This is a genomic window from Acidovorax sp. KNOB132, from assembly GCF_057541515.1.
In genome coordinates this window covers 14,523-32,674 of record NZ_BAAJYT010000027.1, presented here as the reverse complement: position 1 = coordinate 32,674, position 18,152 = coordinate 14,523, and the positions used below count along the sequence as shown (strand labels likewise).

The 18,152-nt window shown below is 63.8% G+C and carries 12 protein-coding genes and 2 pseudogenes; 1 reads left to right on the top strand and 13 read right to left on the bottom strand.

The features are described from left to right. The 5 genes and pseudogenes from AC27IO_RS06725 to AC27IO_RS06705 all read right to left on the bottom strand — a co-directional run. A pseudogene (locus tag AC27IO_RS06725) lies at positions 1-142 on the bottom strand (sensor histidine kinase); the annotation flags it as partial. A 59-nt stretch (positions 143-201) separates the two neighbouring features. Further along, positions 202-909: a response regulator transcription factor gene (locus tag AC27IO_RS06720; RefSeq protein WP_272565155.1), complete on the bottom strand. Its 708-nt coding sequence runs from the start codon at positions 907-909 to the stop codon at positions 202-204. An 85-nt stretch (positions 910-994) separates the two neighbouring features. Beyond that, on the bottom strand, positions 995-1,888 hold the full coding sequence (argB, locus tag AC27IO_RS06715; protein WP_092745378.1) for an acetylglutamate kinase: 894 nt from the start codon (positions 1,886-1,888) through the stop codon (positions 995-997). Between the two features lie 150 nt (positions 1,889-2,038). After that, a pseudogene (locus AC27IO_RS06710) lies at positions 2,039-3,143 on the bottom strand (glycosyltransferase family 4 protein). After that, positions 3,140-3,925: a glycosyltransferase family protein gene (locus AC27IO_RS06705; protein WP_498738020.1), complete on the bottom strand. Its 786-nt coding sequence runs from the start codon at positions 3,923-3,925 to the stop codon at positions 3,140-3,142. Before AC27IO_RS06705 ends, AC27IO_RS06710 begins: the two are co-directional and overlap by 4 nt. A gap of 76 nt (positions 3,926-4,001) precedes the next feature. On the opposite strand from AC27IO_RS06705, the gene AC27IO_RS06700 reads away from it, so the two are divergent. After that, positions 4,002-7,892 (top strand): methyltransferase domain-containing protein, encoded by a 3,891-nt coding sequence (locus AC27IO_RS06700; RefSeq protein WP_498738018.1) that lies wholly within the window; start codon positions 4,002-4,004, stop codon positions 7,890-7,892. A gap of 125 nt (positions 7,893-8,017) precedes the next feature. On the opposite strand, the gene AC27IO_RS06695 is transcribed toward AC27IO_RS06700, so the two are convergent. From AC27IO_RS06695 to AC27IO_RS06660, 8 genes are all read right to left on the bottom strand, one after another. Further along, complete coding sequence (locus AC27IO_RS06695) at positions 8,018-8,875, bottom strand: methyltransferase domain-containing protein (RefSeq protein ID WP_487112928.1); 858 nt, start codon at positions 8,873-8,875, stop codon at positions 8,018-8,020. 82 nt (positions 8,876-8,957) lie between these two features. Beyond that, positions 8,958-9,848, bottom strand: coding sequence for a class I SAM-dependent methyltransferase (locus AC27IO_RS06690; protein WP_487112926.1), 891 nt, complete (start codon positions 9,846-9,848; stop codon positions 8,958-8,960). 182 nt (positions 9,849-10,030) lie between these two features. Next, the gene (locus tag AC27IO_RS06685; protein WP_498738017.1) at positions 10,031-11,389 is read right to left on the bottom strand and encodes an ABC transporter ATP-binding protein; all 1,359 of its coding nucleotides are present in this window, start codon (positions 11,387-11,389) and stop codon (positions 10,031-10,033) included. After that, positions 11,386-12,186 carry an ABC transporter permease gene (locus tag AC27IO_RS06680; RefSeq protein ID WP_498738015.1) on the bottom strand — a complete coding sequence of 267 codons (801 nt, stop codon included), beginning with the start codon at positions 12,184-12,186 and terminating at the stop codon, positions 11,386-11,388. Before AC27IO_RS06680 ends, AC27IO_RS06685 begins: the two co-directional genes overlap by 4 nt. Positions 12,187-12,293: 107 nt before the next feature. Next, positions 12,294-13,226 (bottom strand): peptidylprolyl isomerase, encoded by a 933-nt coding sequence (locus AC27IO_RS06675; protein ID WP_498738013.1) that lies wholly within the window; start codon positions 13,224-13,226, stop codon positions 12,294-12,296. Positions 13,227-13,312: 86 nt separating this feature from the next. Continuing rightward, entirely contained in the window at positions 13,313-15,028 is a 1,716-nt protein-coding gene (locus tag AC27IO_RS06670) for a cell surface protein (RefSeq protein WP_498738011.1), read from the bottom strand. A 661-nt stretch (positions 15,029-15,689) separates the two neighbouring features. After that, complete coding sequence (gene gspD, locus AC27IO_RS06665) at positions 15,690-17,552, bottom strand: type II secretion system secretin GspD (protein WP_498738009.1); 1,863 nt, start codon at positions 17,550-17,552, stop codon at positions 15,690-15,692. A 41-nt stretch (positions 17,553-17,593) separates the two neighbouring features. After that, positions 17,594-18,124, bottom strand: coding sequence for a hypothetical protein (locus AC27IO_RS06660; RefSeq protein ID WP_498738007.1), 531 nt, complete (start codon positions 18,122-18,124; stop codon positions 17,594-17,596). Between the last annotated feature and the right edge of the window lie 28 nt (positions 18,125-18,152).

The window sequence follows — 18,152 nt, the reverse complement described above, 5'->3', positions numbered from 1 at the left end:
CAGCAGCCGCAGCAGGCGCTGGTCGTGCCGGTCGTGCGGCCTCGTCCGCCGAGCGGTAGTCGAGCCACGCGCCCGCCAGCGCCAGGGCGCACAGCGGCAGGATCAGCAGCAGCAGCAGCCGGATGCGCAGCGCGGAGGTCATGGCGGCGGCCGGGGTGTGCAGGTGCAGGGGTGGGCGGGCGCGGAGACGGCGGGGCGCGCTCAGCCGCGCGGGGGCTGCAGCTCCAGCCGGTAGCCGAAGCCCCGGATGGAGCGCAGCGCCACGCCATTGGGCTCCAGCTTGCTGCGCAGGCGGGACACGTAAACCTCCACCGCATTGGGCGTGATTTCCTTGTCCCAGCCGGTCAGGGCCTGCAGCAGCTTTTCCTTGCTGGCCGGCTTGGGCGCGTGGATCAGCAGGTATTCCAGCACCGTCCACTCGCGCGGGCCCAGCTCGATGGGCTGGCGCGCGTGGGGATCGCTGGCGGTGCGGATGCTCACGGTGCGGCCGGCGGTGTCCAGCTCCAGCGGCCCGAAGCTCAGGATGGCCGTGGTCGCGGCCTGAGAGCGCCGCAGCAGGGCGCGCAGCCGCGCCAGCAGCTCGGGCAGCTCGTAGGGCTTGACCATGTAGTCGTCAGCACCCAGGTCGAGCCCCTGCACGCGGTCGTGCAGGGCGTCGCGCGCCGTGAGGATGAGCACCGGCATGGCCGGATGGGCCATCTCGGGGCGGCGCAGGCAGCGCGTGAGTTCCAGCCCGTCCATGCCCGGCAGGCCGATGTCGATGATCGCGGCGTCGAACGATTCGGTGCGCAGCACCTCTTCGGCCCGCTCGCCGCTGCCCACCCAGTCCACCGCATAGCCCGCGTCGGTCAGGCCCAGCTTGATGCCGCTGGCCAGCATGACGTCGTCCTCGACCAGCAGCAGGCGCATCGCCCTGTCACCCGCTCAGGAACGGACCGGCGCGGCCCCGCCGGGGGCGGCGCGCTGCACGGCGGGCGAGGCGCAGACGGGCATCTCAGTGGCTGCGGATCATGGTGCCGTAGGCCTGCTCGGTCAGGATTTCCAGCAGCATGGCGTGCGGCACGCGGCCGTCGATGATGTGCACCGCGTTCACCCCGGCCTTGGCGGCATCGAGGGCGCCGGCGATCTTGGGCAGCATGCCGCCGGAGATGGTGCCATCGGCGAACAGCGTGTCGATCTCGCGGGCGGTGAGGTCGGTGAGCAGTTCGCCCGCCTTGTTCAGCACGCCCGGGATGTTGGTGAGGAGCACGAGCTTTTCGGCCTGCAGCACGGTGGCGAGCTTGCTGGCCACGACGTCGGCGTTGATGTTGTAGCTCTCGTTGTTCTCGCCGAAGCCGATGGGGCTGATGACGGGGATGAACGCATCGTCCTGCAGCGCCTTGACCACGCTCGGGTCGATGGAGACGATGTCGCCCACCTGGCCGATGTCGTGCTCGATGCTCGGGTCCTTGTTGTCCACCATCTTGAGCTTCTGGGCGCGGATCATGCCGCCGTCGCGCCCGGTGAGGCCCACGGCCTTGCCGCCCGCCTGGTTGATCAGGCCCACGATGTCCTGCTGAACTTCACCCGCCAGCACCCACTCCACGACTTCCATGGTTTCGGCGTCGGTCACCCGCATGCCCTGGATGAACTGGCCCTTCTTGCCCAGGCGGTTGAGCGCGGTCTCGATCTGCGGGCCGCCGCCGTGCACCACCACCGGGTTCATGCCCACCAGCTTGAGCAGCACCACGTCCTCGGCGAAGTCGGCCTGCAGCGCCGGGTCGGTCATGGCGTTGCCGCCATATTTGATGACCATGGTCTTGCCATGGAACTTGCGGATGTAGGGCAGCGCCTGGGCCAGGATTTCGGCCTTGTCGCGCGGAGCAATCGAAAGAAGGTCGGTCGTCATGAAGAGCTCGCGGCTGAAGGAGCGGTTAAGCGATGGAGATGCGCATTGTGCCTTGCCCCGGCCCCCGGACGGCGCTGGGGCGGGACGGGCGCAGGAACGGGCCCGGACGGCACCGGGCGATGCCATTCAGCATCGGCCCGTGGGCGGTCTTCAATGCCGCAGCCAGCTGGGCACCTTGAAGCGCACGATGGCCAGGTAGGCGGAGACGTAGGCGATCATGAACAAGGCGCAGAAGATCGCCAGCACGACCGTGTTGCTCCAGAACAGCACCGCGGGCACCACCGTCAGCAGGGTAAAACCCCACAGGTAGGGCGAGGTGCGGTTGTTGCGCATGAGCACCCGGCGGGACTCGTCGTCATGGAACACCCCCGCGCACGATGCGCCGGTAGATGAGCTGATGGAAGTGCAGCGCGTCCGCCACGCCGGGCGAGACCCCGCGCACCAGCTTGCGGTAGATGGAGAAGACGGTCTCCCAGACCGGGTAGATCAGCAACAGCATGGGGAACCAGGGCGACACGTCCTGGTTGCGCTGCACGAGCGAGATGCTGCCCAGCGCGATCACCACGCCCCAGATGTAGGAGCCCCCATCGCCGGCGAAGATCATGCCGCGCGGGTAGTTCCACACCAGGAACCCGGCCGTGGCCGCCGCCGTGCACACGAACAGCGTCGCGAGCGACCGGTCCCCCACCTGCAGGCTGACGTGCGCCAGCGCCAGGCAGACGATGAACGCCACCATGCCCGCCAGGCCGTTGTAGCCGTCGATGATGTTGAAGGCGTGCGGCAGGCCGGCCACCGCCAGCACCACGATCACCATGCCCAGCCAGGGCGTCTGGGCCAGGAAGCCGTCCAGCCAGGGCAGGCCCATGCGCTGCACGTTCAGCTGCAGCACCATCAGCGCCAGCCCGCCCGACAGCGCCGTGAGCAGCAGGCGATAGCGCACGGTCAGGCGCTGCGTCAGGTCTTCCACGATGCCGCCCACCGCCGATGGCAGGAGCGCCACGATCCACCAGACCACCCAGGCGCCGAGCCGCAGCGAGCCCGGATCGCCCATCCACGACGTCTGAACCACCCCCAGCATCCAGCTGCAGACCATGCCGGCCAGCAGCGCCGCCCCGCCCAGCCGGGGAATATCCCCCAAGTGGAACCGCTGCGGCATGGTGTCGCCATACACGGACGCGTGGTCGCGCCCCCAACGGACGATGCCCGCAGCCACCAGCGTGGAAACCAGAAACGCAACCAGAGACAACCAGATCATGGAGCGCCGATGGTATGCGGGCCGCGGGGGCCCTCCGGTAACAAAGATCGTGCCTGCCGATACACCGGCGAGCGCCACAGCCGCCACAGGCTGCGCACGTGCCAAGCGAGGTAGGCCATGCGGCGCTGGCTGTCGCGCTGCCCGACATGGCCCACGCGGGCCGCGCCCTTGTGCAGCCGCAGGCCCCTCAGCCGCATGCGCAAGCTCAAATCCACATCCTCGCAATACATGAAATACCCTTCATCGAATCCCTCCAGCGCGTCCCACACCGCCCGCCGCATCACCAGGAACGCCGCGTTCACCCAGTCCACCCGGTGCTCCCGTTGCCCGAGCACGCGGCGGCGCCACAGCGCGGCAGGCGACGGCAGCTCGCGCTCGGAATCCTGCAACTGGCCGCGGCCGTCCACCTGCTCCGGGTAGGCGCAGCCCACGTCCGCCGGCAGGGCGGCCTCGCACAGCGTGGGAAACGGGTTCGCGCCGAGCAGGCTGACGTCCGGATTCAGCACGCAGACCATCGGTTCGGCCGCCCCGCGCAATGCGCGGTTGTGGTTGGCGCCGAAGCCCAGGGGCGACGCATTGCGGCGAATGTCCAGCACGAAGGGCCAGCCTCCGGCGGGGGCCTGCGGCTCGGCCTCGGGCAGGTTGAGCGTGAGCACCACGCGCGAAACGCTGGCCCCGCACAGGCGCGCCAGATCCTGCAGCAAAACCTGCACCCAGGGCCCGTGGCCGTGGCTGATCAGCGAGACCACCAGGCCCCGTTCCGCATTGAGAGATGACATCATGAACACGCTATTGTCGTCTGCCTCGCACACCGTCCTGCCAGGCGGGCCGCTGCCATGCGCCCGTCATAATCCGGGGATGACCCAAACAATCGAGGATTTGCACGTCTATCTGCGCACCATCAAGCAAGACGAACGCACCTCCCTTTCCGTGCTGGCGAGCCTTGTCCGCGAGGGATCCACGGTGCTCGACCTGGGCTGCGGCAGCGGCGCACTCGGGCAATATCTGGCAGAGACCCGGGGCTGCACCAGCGATGGCGTGACGCTCAGCGAAGCCGAGGCCGAACACGCCCGCCCCCACTACCGGCGCGTGGAAGTGTCCGATCTGGAGACATGCGATCTGGTTACCCTTTTTACCGGCCAGCGCTATGACTACATCGTGTGTGCCGACGTGCTCGAACACCTGCGCCGCCCGGAGGGCATTCTGTCCCAATGCCGCGAACTGCTGGCAACCGGTGGTCAACTGCTGATTTCAGTACCCAACGCCGGCTACTGCGGCCTGGTGGCCGAATTGCTGCAGGGTGAATTCCGCTACCGGGAGGAAGGCCTGCTGGACCGCACCCACCTTCGCTTCTTCACCCGGCGATCATTGGGGCGGTTTCTGGGCGAGCAGCGCTGGGCCGTCGACCAGATCGACACCGTGCGCCGCGAAGTGCCCGAATCGGAGTTCAAGGCCGCCTTCGACCTGCTGCCACCGTCCGTGTCGCGCCATCTGCTCGGCGCACCCGATGCCATGGCCTACCAGTTCATCGCCGCGGCGCAGCCTGCCGCTCAGGCCATCGCCCTGGACCAGAGCGGCACGCCGGACCCGCAGGAAGCCCACGCCCTGTTCACCGCCCAGCTCTACCTGGGCCAGAACGGCGAATACGCCGAAGACCGCAAGCTGACCGCCACCGGCATCATCGGCCGCGAACGCCAGACGGTGCGCTTTGCCCTGCCTGAGACGCCCAGCCCCCTCACCAACCTGAGGTTCGACCCGGCGGACCGCCCCGGCTTCATGCACCTGCATGGCATCGCTCTGCGCAATGCCCAGGGCGACACGGTGTGGACGTGGCAGGCCGACACTGCATCGCGCTCGCTGCTGGCCCGCTCGCCCCACAGCCAGATCGTGTGGGAGCAGCCCATGCCGGCCGCCTCCCCCGCCACCTTGTTGCTGCTCACCGGGGACGACCCCTGGCTGGAGCTGCCGATCCCCCAGAATGTGCTGGCCGCCCACGCCGGCCCCGGGGCCGTGCTGGACATCGACCTGGGATGGCCCATGTCCGCCGACTACCTGACCCTGTCCGGCGCCGTGTTCCCCTTGCAGGACCGCATCGCCACGCTGGAAAAGGACGCGGCCCGGGCCCGGCACGAGGCCGAGCAGCGGCTGAACCAGACCCGCGAGGCGCTCGAACGGGAAAAGCGCGCTTTGGGCGAGCAAAAGGAAGTGCTCGAGGGCGACAAGCGCACCCTGGAGTACACCAACCAGGCCTTGCAGGAACACAACGCCACGCTCAAGGACAGCACCCAGACGCTGCTGCGCCAGCGGGCCGACCTGCAGCAGGAATCCGCCCAGTTCCAGCGCAACGCCACCCGACTGCAGCATGAACTGGGCCGCCTGCAACACGACTACGGCGCCCTCGCCCACCACTTGAAAACGATCGAAAACTCCACCGTGTTCCGCGCGACCCGCCCCCTCGTCCACACCAAGATGCGCGTGGACCGCCTTCTGGGCCGTGCGCCCAAGCATGCCGCCGCAGCGGCGGCGGAGGGGCCCGTGCAGGTCACGCCGCCGCAGCACCCCGTGGATGTGATCGTGCCGGTCTACCGGGGCTTGGCCGACACGCAGATGTGCGTCGATTCCGTGCTGGCCAGCCCGTGCGCCACGCCCTACCGCCTCATCGTCATCAACGATGCCAGCCCCGAGCCCGAAGTCACGGCCTGGCTGCGCCAGCGGGCCAAGCAGGACGAGCGCATCGTGCTGCTGGAAAACGAGGAAAACCTCGGCTTCGTCGGCACCGTCAACCGCGGCATGGCCCTGAGCGGCACCAACGACGTGCTGCTGCTCAACAGCGACACGGAAGTCGCCAACGACTGGCTCGACCGCATCCGCAACGCCGCCTACGGCGATGCCAAGGTGGCCTCGGTGACCCCGTTCTCCAACAACGCCACCATCTGCAGCTACCCGCGCTTTTGCAAGGACAACGACCTGCCGCCCGGCTACGACACGGCCCGCCTGGACGCGCTCTGCGCCAGGACCCACCCGGGCGCGGTCGTGGACGTGCCCACGGGCGTCGGCTTTTGCATGTACATCCGGCGCGATTGCCTGGTGCAGCTCGGCCTGTTCGATACCGAGCACTTCGGCAAGGGCTACGGCGAGGAAAACGATTTCTGCCAGCGCGCGCACGCGGCCGGCTGGCGCAACCTGCACCTGCTGGACACCTTCGTGCTGCACACCGGCGGAGTCAGCTTCGGCGACAGCAAGAGCCCGCGCGAACTCGCGGCCATGGAAACCCTGCGCCGCCTGCATCCGCGCTACGAGCGCGACGTGCATGCGTTCGTGCAGGCCGATCCGGCGCAGCCCTACCGGCTGGCGCTCGACGTGGCCCGCATCGCCGAAGCCGGCCTGCCGGCCGTGCTCGCCGTGCTGCACGACCGGGCCGGTGGCACGGTCCGGCATGTCCGCGAACTGGCCGCGCACCTGGCGGACCAGGCCACCTTCCTGACCCTCACGCCCGCGCCTGGGCACAGCGTGCGGCTGCGGATGGCGGGGCAGGACGAGGGCTTCGAACTCACCTTCCGCCTGAACGACCAGTACGACGACCTGCTCGGCGTGCTGCGGCAGCTGGGCGTGCGGCAGGTGCACTTTCACCACCTGCTGGGCCACGGCCAGGAAGTTCGCAACATCCCACACCTGCTGGATGTGCCCTACGACTTCACCGCGCACGACTACTACAGCTACTGCACGCACATCTCGATGACCGACACGACCAACCGGTACGCCGGCGAGATCGGTCCCGGGCAATGCAAGTGCTGCACGCCGGAGATGCATTCCCCCCTGGGCGGCACCGTCGCCGAATGGCGTGGCGCGAATGCGCGCCTGCTCACCGGCGCACGACGGGTGCTCGCGCCCAGCCACGACACGGCGCGGCGCATCGCCGGCTTCGCGCCGGCGGCGCACGTGCACGCCGTACCGCACACCGATCTGCCCGACAGCGCGGCGCTGCCACTGCCCGCGCCGCGCATGCTGCAGCCTGGCCAACGGCTGCGGGTGGTGGTGATCGGCGCCCTGAGCGCCATCAAGGGCGCGGACGTGCTGGAAGCCGTGGCCGCCGAGGCGGCCCGCCGCAACGCCCTCGTGGATTTCCACCTGATCGGCTACGGCTACCGCCACCTTCAGACGCAGCCCCGCGCCCGCCTGACCATCCATGGCGAGTATGAAGAGAAGGACCTGCCCGGCCTGCTGCAATGGCTGGAGCCGGACCTGGTCTGGTTCCCCGCCCAATGGCCCGAGACCTACAGCTACACCCTGAGCGCCGCGCTGCTGGCCGGCCTGCCGGTGGTCGTGCCCGACATCGGCGCCTTCGCCGAGCGGCTGGCGGGCCGGCCCTGGAGCTGGGTGCACCCCTGGGATGCCACGCCCGCCCAATGGCTGGCCTGGTTCACCGAGGTCCGCGACCGGCATTTCGCCCAGGGCGAGGCCCCGGCCCTGGCCGAGGCACAGCCGACTGCCCTCTTGCCGCATGAATCGTCCGCGCCGTTCCGCTACGAGACCGACTACCTGGCGGACTCCAGGCCCGTGGCTGCGCTGACTCCCATGACCCTGGCCGACCTGCAGCCCTACCTGCCCCAGGCCACACCCACCGCCGCCGCCAAATCAGGCGTGCTGTCGGCGGTGGTCTATCTGCGCTCGCTGCCGGTGCTGCGTGGCGTTGCACGGCGCATCCCGGCGCAGTGGCAGCGCCGGGTCAAGAACTGGCTGCAAGCCTGAACCGGCTTCGCGCCGCACGGCGCCGGAACGAAAAAAGGGCTGCCTTCTCCGGCAGCCCTTTTTGTTTTCGAAAGGCCCATCGACGCGCTCGGTGCGATGGATGGCACCGAAGGGCGATCCGGGCCCTATTTGCCCAGCAGCAGAAAGATCTCGTTGTTGAGCAGCAGTTCGTCCGGGTATTGGCCGTGCAGGGCCGCTGGAATGTCCATCTGCACACTGCGCCGCTCCTGGCGAATGACCCGAAAGCCCACCCGGGTCATCAGGGCCACCAGCTCGTCCGCCGTCAGCCGGTTCAACGCCTTGTACTCGTTGAAGACGAACTTCTTGTACCCCTCGACACCGAAGTCGTCGAAGCCGAAATCGCGCTCGGCGCCATCGATCGGCCCTTCGTGCGCCTGGATGATGGCCCACAGCTCGTCATCGCTCACCAGCAGGTGGTGCCAGGGCACCTCGTCATAGCGCCGCAGGTGCGAGCCGAAGGGAGAAAAATACAGCGGCTCGATCTGCAGGAAGAACACGCCCCCGGGATTGAGCGCCGCGTACAGGTCGCGGGCGATGGGTTCGAGCTGGTCCTGGCTCACATGCTCGAACGTGGACCAGCTGAAAATCCCGTCCACCGGCCGCCGTCCCGCCAGCGGGGTGGCGGGTGCGATGGTCTCGAAGCTCAGGACCTTCGGCACGCGGCGAAGCCCCAACTGCTCCTTCGCGATGCGCGGCAGCTTGGCGTACTCCTGCCGGATATCGATGCCATGGATCGACGTCGCCCCGTGGCGCAGGACCAGGGCCAGGTCCGTGATGCCGTCGCCACAACCGAAGTTGAGGAGCCGCGCCGTCTTCACATCCAGCGCCGAACCCAGCCAGTGCTGGACCACGTCGGCCGCATAGTGGAAGTGCGCCCGGAACCACTCGTCGGAAATGCGCTCGGCATCCCACTGGGGCGGTCCCCAAAATCGTTGCTGGATGCGATCGAACAGAGTGGTCATGGAGGGAAACGCCTGTCGCAGGATTTCAATCAGTCAAAAGGCTCGGAGCCAGGAAGAGGGTCAGGCCCACCACACCCTGCGCTCAGGGCTTGGCGAGCACATAGGCATCCTGGTGGTTCCAGAAATGCACCAGCGAGCGGTGAACGAGCTTGTCCGCACCCACCGTCTCCGCGATGCGCGCGAGGACGAAGTCCTCGGACGTGAACGCGGTGCCGTATTCCTGCACGTCGATGGCCTGGGATTCGCTGGAGGGAGCGAAGAAGAAGCCGTCCTCGTCCAGCGCAACGCTGTCGTGCGCCGCCGCCTTCAAGCCATGCGTGGAGAACACCAGAACCCCTCCAGGTGCCACGCCGTCGTACAGGCACTGCAGCCAGCGGGCCCAGGTGCGGCGCGGCAGGTGGCTGAACAGCGACAGCACGAACACCACGTCGTACTGCTGATCCCACACCAGGCTTTCCGGCACCGTGGAAGACAGCACGCTCCGCACGCCGAAAGTGCGCTGCGCGAACGCCATGGCGTCCGGCACGACGTCGGACACCGTCACCCGGTCCGCACCCAGCGCCTTCACCAGATGCCGCGTGAAGCGGCCGTGCCCGCTCGCGAACTCCATGAACCGCGGGGTCTTGAGCAAAGGCCGATCCACGGTCTCCAGCAGCGTCATCAGCTCGGACAGCGTGCGCCAGCCATCCGCGAGATAGTCGCGCAGAGGGTTGGTACTGGAGGGATGGCCCTCGAAGAAACGGAAGATGTCGTCGGCGCGCGCGATCTCGCAGTTCAGCCCCATCATCTGGGAGAAGGCGCCCGGCAACGTGTGCTGCTCAATGAGCTGGTGGGCGGTGAGGCGCGTTTCGCGGTCCTGCAAGGCATGGCGCAAGGCCTCTGCGGCCAGGACGCGCTCGTCGCGTTCGAGGTGCTGGATTCCGAGGGCCAGCCAGTCGGAGGCCTTTTGAGGAGGGGCGGTCAGATCGTTCATGGGGTCAAGGGCCGGGGGAAGATCCTGCCGAAAGGCGGAAAATCGTCATTGGCAAAAAATGGCTCCGGCGCATATTCTACTAGGGCATTAAGCTATCAAAAATATAGCATCTCACTGGAGGGAGATCCCGGCCGTCCACGGCGGCAGAACGCAAGCGCCCTGCAGTGGGCCGGCCGGCATGCTCACCCCCAGTGGTGCGGCAATTTCACCAGCCCTGGCATGAGGGTTGGAGCGACCCAGTTGAAGTTCAGGAACTGGAACCACTCGTCGTACACCACCAGGCCGCTCTCGTCGAAGAGGAACGCACTGATCACGTAGTCCCCGCTGTGCAGCGGCAGGCTGGGAAACGTCAGCACCGAGCGCCACAGGCCATCGCCCAGCGACACGGGCGCCGCGCCCTCTTCGTGGGTGGCCAGCGACGTGATGCCGACCCCTTTGGACTGCTCGATCATGAAGCCGACATTGGGCCGCTCGCCCCCCCGGCCGCGCACGGTGATGTGGGCGATCAGGTCTTTGCCGGACAGCCGGCCGTAGCCGCCGTCCTGCGGTTCGCCCAGGTTCTGGATCTCCACCGACAGAATGCGGGCGGAGCCATCGTCGCGGGCCGGGGCATTGCCATTGCGCTGCCGGCGGCCGGCGGCGGAAGCTGCCGCAGCGTCTGAAGCCTCGGAGGCGGCTTCGCCGTCGTCCAGCGGAGCGCCGTTGTCCGGCGCGGGCGCATCGCTGGCGCCCTCCTGCCCCGCCGCCGCGTGGTGCTGGCTCTCTGCATTGCGCAGGCGGGAGTGCACGTCATAGGCGCCCAGCACGGGCTCCGTCAGTCCGAACTGCTTGACGCGCCCCCCGTCCAGCCAAAGCGCCAGATCGCACAGATGGCGGATGTGGTACGGGCTGTGCGAGCAGAACAGGATCGTGCAGCCGGCATTGCGGAACGCCATGATGCGGTCCACGCATTTCTTCTGGAAATGCTGATCGCCCACCGCCAGGGCTTCGTCGATGATCAGCACGTCGGGCTGCACCGCGGTCACCAGCGCGAAGGCCAGCCGGACCGACATGCCCGAAGAGTAGGTTTTGACCGGCCGGTCCAGCGCCTCGCCCAGCTCGCAGAACTCGATGATCTCCGGCTCCAGCCGCTCCATCTCTTCGCGGTCGATGCCGATCAGGCTGCCGCCGAAATACAGGTTGTCGCGGCCGCTGAAGTCGGGGTGGAAACCCGCGCCCAACTCCAGAATGGCAGTGACCCGGCCCACCCGCTCGATCGAGCCCGTGGAGGGCTGCAGCGTGCCGGCCAGCAGCTTGAGCAGCGAGCTCTTGCCCGCCCCGTTGTCGCCGATGACGCCGATGCACTGGCCGCGCTGCAGTTCGAAGGAGACGCCTTTCAAGGCCCAATGGCTGCGGTGCGCCGATCGCCCGGTGATCAAGGACTTGAGCCGCTGGCGGGGAGAGGCGTAGAGCTTGTACTCCTTGCCCACATTCGTAACCTTCAGCACCGTGCTGCCGGTTGTTACGCCAGCCGCTTGGCTGCGTCCTGTGCTCTCGCTCATAACCAATCCACCAACTGGTCGCGGCTGCGCTTGACCACTACATTCAACGCGAGTGCCACCACCACCACCCACGTCAATGCGACCCACCACACAATCGGTGGCGGCAGCACGCCCTGCAGCAGCACCTGCTGGTATCCGATGACCAGCGCAGTCATCGGATTGAGCCACAGCACCCAGCGCCAATTCTCAGGGAACAGCGTCAATGGGAAAAGAATCGGAGTGAGGTAGATACCCACAGACAGCAGAAAGCCGACCAATTGGACGGTATCGCGCAGCGCCGCCGCCAAAATGGCCAGCAAGTAGGCGATCAAAACGCTCATCACGAATTGCAGCGCCATCAACGGCAGGATCGCTGCGACAGCAGGGCGAAAGCCATGCAGCGGAGTGTAGGCAAGGGCCACCAATGCGAGCAGCGGTCCGAAAATCACGCAGCTGGCCATCACCGATCGCGTAGTGAACAACACGGGTGGCAGGGGATTTTTCTGCAACATGCTGCCCGCTTCTATCAAGCTGTTCATTCCCCGTGACACGGCATCGCAGAACGCCATCCAGGGAAGTGCACCCACGATCAGAAACGTACCTACTGCATGCGTAGGGGCCCCCTCGCCCAGTCGCATGGAAAACACCACGTCGAAAACCAGGTAGTACGCCGCCACAGTCAGCAAAGGCTGCAGATAGGGCCAAAGCACGCCAACCGCCGTTCCGGCATGCCGTGCCGCCACTTCGCGGCGAGTCAACACCCACACCAACGATCGAGCGCTCCACACGGAGCGCCACTCATTCCATAAAGTTTGCATGCAGGAACAGAGAGAAGAGCAGGTCCGCCTCAAAGCAGACCTGGAAAAGTGCGAGGACCAGCCGTCTTATGCCAAGCCAGTCGGTCCTTCAATAGCGAACACCAGGATCAGTTGAGCGGCTTCAACTCAGTTGCATGCTCTGCCGCAAACTTGGAAATGGCCTGTGCATCCACAGTCATATCCTGTTGCAATTTTTGAGCCTCCGCCACACGCGCTTCTTGGCGAACATTGTTGCGAACTTCATTCATCAACTCTTCGCGCACCTCGGCAAAGGGTTTGGTCGTCACAGGTTTGCGATCCTGCAATTGCAGGATGTGGTAGCCGTATTGTGTTTTGACGATTTCGCTCAGATCTCCAGACTTTTGCAACGCAAAAGCAGCGACTTCAAATTCAGGCAGCATGCGTCCACGCTCGAAAAAGCCCAGATCACCACCTTTGGCGCCACTGCGCTTGTCAGCAGATCGCTCACGAGCCATCTGGGCAAAATCCGCACCGGATTTCAATTCCTCCAGGGCTTTTTCCGCTTGAGCGCGAGATTCTGCCTCGGTTCCGCCAATCAGGATGTGGCGGATTTGCACCTGCTCTGCCGTCTTGAACCGTTCGGGTTTGGCTTGATAGATGTTGCGAGCAAGCGCCTCGGCTACAGCATCAGTCGGCGTATGCGCAGCGTCGAGCTTCGCAAGCCAAGCGTCAGATAGCGCCTTGTCCCGAGCCATGCGCATGGCCGCAACGACCGCCGGATCAGTAGCCAGTCCCTCAGCTTCCGCCTTGTCTGCCATTGCGCGGCGCGCGTATAGATTGCCAACGATCTGCGTCACTGCGCTGGACCGTGAAAGTACTTGAGCTCGGGCCTCTGCCGGAATCCGCTGCTCAGCGTCAGCTTCAACATCAAGTGTGGTAATCGCATTCTTGCTGCCCTTGACCAGTGGGACGTCTGAACCAGCAGCCAGTGCGGCGGAACCAGCGTGCAGCGCAATGACAAGAGCTGCAGAACGAAGAAAAAATGATGGGGCAAAAACACTATGCATGGATGAGCTCATCGGACCATTCGTACAGTTAAAAAAAAAAGGCGGGGGAAACCCCCGCCTTTCTTGGATCGCATTGCTGCGATTAAGTGCCGAAAAGATTAGTTAACGGTCTGGATACGCGTGCCACGGTGGGGCCACGTGATACCGAAGTTACCCGACACGCCGTTACCCACGTTGGGGTTCGTCAGCTTGATGAACGAAGCACCCAGGATTGGCAGACCGTTGCCACCGTTGGTGGTGTTGATCACGCCCCAGCCGTTGGTGTACGTACCAGCGGTGATGGTGGTGCGAGCAACATTGCCGCCCAGCGACGAGGCGCCTGCGTCAGCGAAGGCCAGCACGCTGGTTTCGCCGCAGAAACGCACGACGGAAGGAGCCAGCGGGTTGCCTGGCGAGAACACAGGAGGCGTACCCACTGCGCCAGCGGTCGTTTCTTCGCGGTTCCAGAAGCGTTGGCCGTCGGCGTTCACGCAGATGTTACCGACAGAGTCCACGCTGGTGTTAGCAGGCAGGAACCATTCGCCGCCAGCAACCGTGCCACCGTTCAGTTGCGAGAACAGACGATAGTTAGGAGCTGCAATACCGGTAACGGTCACACCGTTGTTGGTGTTGCTAGCAGCGTAGTTAGCAACCACGCTGTAACGGCGGGTAGGCATAGAGAAAACCCAGTCCGTCTTGGCAGAGATCGACGTGTCCGAAGCGTACTGGTTGGTGATCGAGGTCACAGCCAGAGCCGTCGTCAACAGGTCAGCCTGTTCCAGCGGTGCGGTCGTTGCCGAAGCAGGAACTGCAGCCGTGTAAGGCGTGGACATGTCAGGCAGATCGAAGAACGAAGCAGCCAGCGTGGCGGCGCCCAGAGGGGCAGCATACGTGCCACCGGTCGTGCCTTGCGAAGCAGGACGTGCATCCGTACGGAACAGTGGGTCAGCCGTGAAAGCATCCACGTTACCAGCCGAAGCGTTCGTTTGCGGGAAGTGCACGAAATTGCCACGGCCATCAGCGCCGTTCACAGCAACGCGGGCAGCCACCGAGGTAGCAGCGCCGGAGAACGTCGTCGTTTGTGGCAGGTTCAGGATGTACCAGTCGCCCATCAGGCCGGTAGAAGGCGTGTTGAAACCAGCGGTAGCAGCGTCTGCTTGCGTGGTGTAGTTCGTCACGGCAACGTTGTTCAGCAGCGTTTGAGCCACGGAACCGTCCACCGAGCAAGGTGCCACGTTGTTGGAGTGCTTGATAGCGCCGTACAGCGTAGGAGCAGCAGCCGTGCCACCGTTGTTTGGAGGAATGTCAGCCATGTTGAAGATTTCAACGTAGCCTTCACGGGTTTGGTTCGCCTTGTCGCCAGCAGCCAGGCTAGGATTCAGACGGTCCAGAATGAACTTTTGTGGCACGTTGGCGGTCAGCTTAGGCACCGTGCAGGTGTTGTCAGCGGTCACGATTTGTGCAACGCCGTCAGAACCTTGCGTCACAGCAGCCGTCCACACGTCGCCTGGAGACATGAAGACTTGGAAGTCAAGAATGTCGTCAGAGTTCGAAGCGCTGCGGAAACGCACCTTCACGGCCTTGCCGTTGGAGGTATCGGTGTTCACCACATGGAACACGCTCATGTTGTTGTTTTGAGCGGTGAAATATGGCACCAGCAGGTTATGGCCCACGCCGGCGTCCGAGATTTGCAGCACGGTAGCGTTCGTGGTGGTCAGTTGAGTCGTTCCATTGAACGTACCCGTGCCAGGCACGACGCCAGCCGATGCAGCACCGGCAAAGCCCAGGCCACCAATCATGGCAGCAATGCTCAGGGCCAGAACATTTTTTCTCATATCAAGAACTCCAGTTGAAAAGTTGGTAAGCGCAACTACCACGATTGATTACGCTGACGGATGGTAGCACAGCACTTTGGATGGAAGTACAGCGAACATGCCGTGAAAAAAGAGGTTGTCGAAAATACGCAACACTGAGATTGCAAGCGTGACGACACCATGCAGCTTGGCGTCAACCTGAGGTAAGCGCCAACCCACAATGCTCTCAGCTCTCCTGAAAGTGCCACCACTGGCCGTCTTCAAGAAGCCACACTTCATTCACATACATGGGGACGATGGGCAAGTTCAGTCCTGGTATGCCAGGCTTCACGTCCAGCCTCACCTGCGTTTCGCATCGAACAGCATCGCATGTCACTTTGGTCACTTCGGCAGCCTTGGCAGCTACCGAAGCGCCATACTGCTTGCTGAACTGCTCCGCGGTGCGTAGTTTACGGTACGCAGGCGTAGACAGCGCATACGCCGCCTCATATTTACCCTCGAGTCGGGCCTTCCAGTACGCCTCCGCTCGTTTTTTGAACCACCTGCTCGGGCGTACCACCGCCCATGCTTGCACACCCAGCCAGTGCAATAGCAGCCGCAACAAGCGCTATCGCCCTCACGGATCGATAGTGAAATTTAGCCATGCCTATTAGACCTCCATACAAAAAACTTAAAAAATCATTCACTGCGTCGGCAGCGACTGGAGCGGCGGACGCGGCGAGGGCAGCGGCGCTGCGCTGCCACGCTCTTGTAGCTCGATGGCCCGCAACCCCTTGAGTCGGTCGCGCAGGTCTTCACTGACTTCACGTATATCCACATCGTTCCTGACAACCCGTGGAGTGATGATGACGATGAGCTCCGTACGATTCCCTGTCACCGTATTGGATCGGAACAGATTGCCCAGAAGCGGCACGTCCTGAAGAAGCGGCACGCCGGAACGGCCAGTGTTCGAGTTGTCTTTGATCAACCCGCCCATCACGATCGACTCACCTGAACGCACCGCGACTTTGCTGCTGATCTGCCGCTGCAAGAAAGATCTTTGGCCTGTGGGCGTATCTACATTGCCCACATCAGTCACGGTTTGATCCAATTGCATGGAAACAATGTTTCCTGCATTCACAGAGGGCGTAACCGAAAGATTGACGCCCGTGTCCTTGTACTGGATGTTGCTTGTCGTCGCGTTAGGATTGTCTACAAACGAGGTCGTCGAGGTTCGAACGGGTGTCTGATCCCCCACGCTGATCGCAGCCGTGTGGTTGTCCAACACCATGAGAGAAGGGCTGGAAATCATTTTCACCAGCGATTTCTCAGCCAAAGCGGTCAATGTCGCTTTAATCGCTCCCGCGGCGTTTCGCAAAGTGTAAGAGAATCCTGGCGTGACATTATCACCAAAAGCTGGCGTGCCAAATATCGAACCCGATCCGGAGTATCCAGACCGCGCATCATTACTGAAGGCCCATTGCAATCCATACTGAAGATTGTCATTGAGCGTAACCTCAATAATACTGGCCTCAATAAGCACCTGCGTCGGGGGCAGGTCAAGCCGCTTCAGGCTCGACTCAATCTTGGCGTACTCCATTCGGGTACTCCACACGAGCACCGAATTGTTCAATTCATCCGCCATTACCCGAATTCCCAAATTTCCGCCAAGGGAGGAAACGTTTGCCTGCCCGGAATTTCGGCTTCCTGTGCTGTTGCTGTTATTCAGGCTGTTAGATGACGAAAAGGAATTGCCAAAGCCGCCCCCCCCAGACAAGGAACCTCCGGATGATCTGCCAAAGCCACCTCCATACCCTCCTCCGCCAGCGAAAGCATTGGAAGTGGTACCAAACCCAGTCGAACCCGATTGACCGAAGGAATTTGCAGACGAACCACCAAGTCCTGGCGCAACCCCGCTATTTGCGATCTGGCTGAAACCTGAGCCTCCACCGAAAATACCGTTCAGGACACTCGACAGATGCGCAGCGTTGCCGTTCTGCACCTGGTAGATGAACAATTGCGGTTCATTGCCGCTGTCGCTGGGCTGGTCCAACTTCTCGATCCACCGCCGGGCTTCCTCCAGATAGGAGGCTCGAGGCGTAACCACCATGATGCTATTAATGCGCTCGATCGGCATGATGCGCAAAGCACCAAACAAGGGATTGTTTTCACCCAGCGTGGCTGCACCGGCAGCCGCCTGCGCATTGGCACTTCCCGCCGCAACAGGCGCGGTTGAACCGGTCGTGCTCCCACGCCCCGGCGTGGCCGTAGGCACCGCGCCTCCGCCGCTGACCAAGCGCAGGGCTGTTTCCACCTCGTTGATAGATGCATGTTTCAGCGGGAATACGCCTACCGACATTCCTTTGAGCAAATCAATATCGAAGGTGTTCACTAAATCTAACCAACCCTCTGCCTGCGTCCGGGTTCCGTTCAGGATCAGAAGATTGCGCATATTGTCGACGCGCACGATGGCGTCCGGGGGCACCATGGGCCGCAGAATCGATGCCATCTCCGCAGCGCCGATGTATTGAAGCGGCACGATGATGGCACCAGAACCGGGAGTCAAGGGGGCAGAGCTGATTTGGCGAACGGAGACGCCAATGGCCTTCAGGGCATCTGGCCTACCGACGTGGTAGTTCCCCGAGCGTCACGCACCATGGCAAGTCCGTTGGCTTGCAAAGAACTCTCAAGCAGGAACACCGCCTGATCCGGCGTGATCGGGACGCGCGTCGCCAAAGTAACGGTGCCATTCAAAGGAGGATGCAGGACATAGTCCGTCTTCAAAATATCGCCCAAAATGGTACGCACCACTTCGGATACCGGAGCTTCTTCAAAATTAAAAGACAACGGAGCGCCCTGAAGGGCTGCAATTGGCTTGGCAGGAGCGATGACGCGGTCATTGCCAAGAATGAATCGGGGTTCTGGAGCAGGAGGGTTTCCCTCCCCGGAAGATCTGTCTGTTTTAGCGGGGTTGGTATTGGCGGACGACTCACCTGCTGCCCCTGGCTTCACAGCGCCACTGGATTCCGTGACGATATTGCTGCCACCGGGCGCGGGAACCGTCTGTGAAGTTTGAGCCACTGCCATCTGGGAAGCAGCCAGCGCAATGGCGGTAAGTGCGTGTCGGTAAGGGGTCATGACTACTTGCCTGAAAACGAAAGGGACT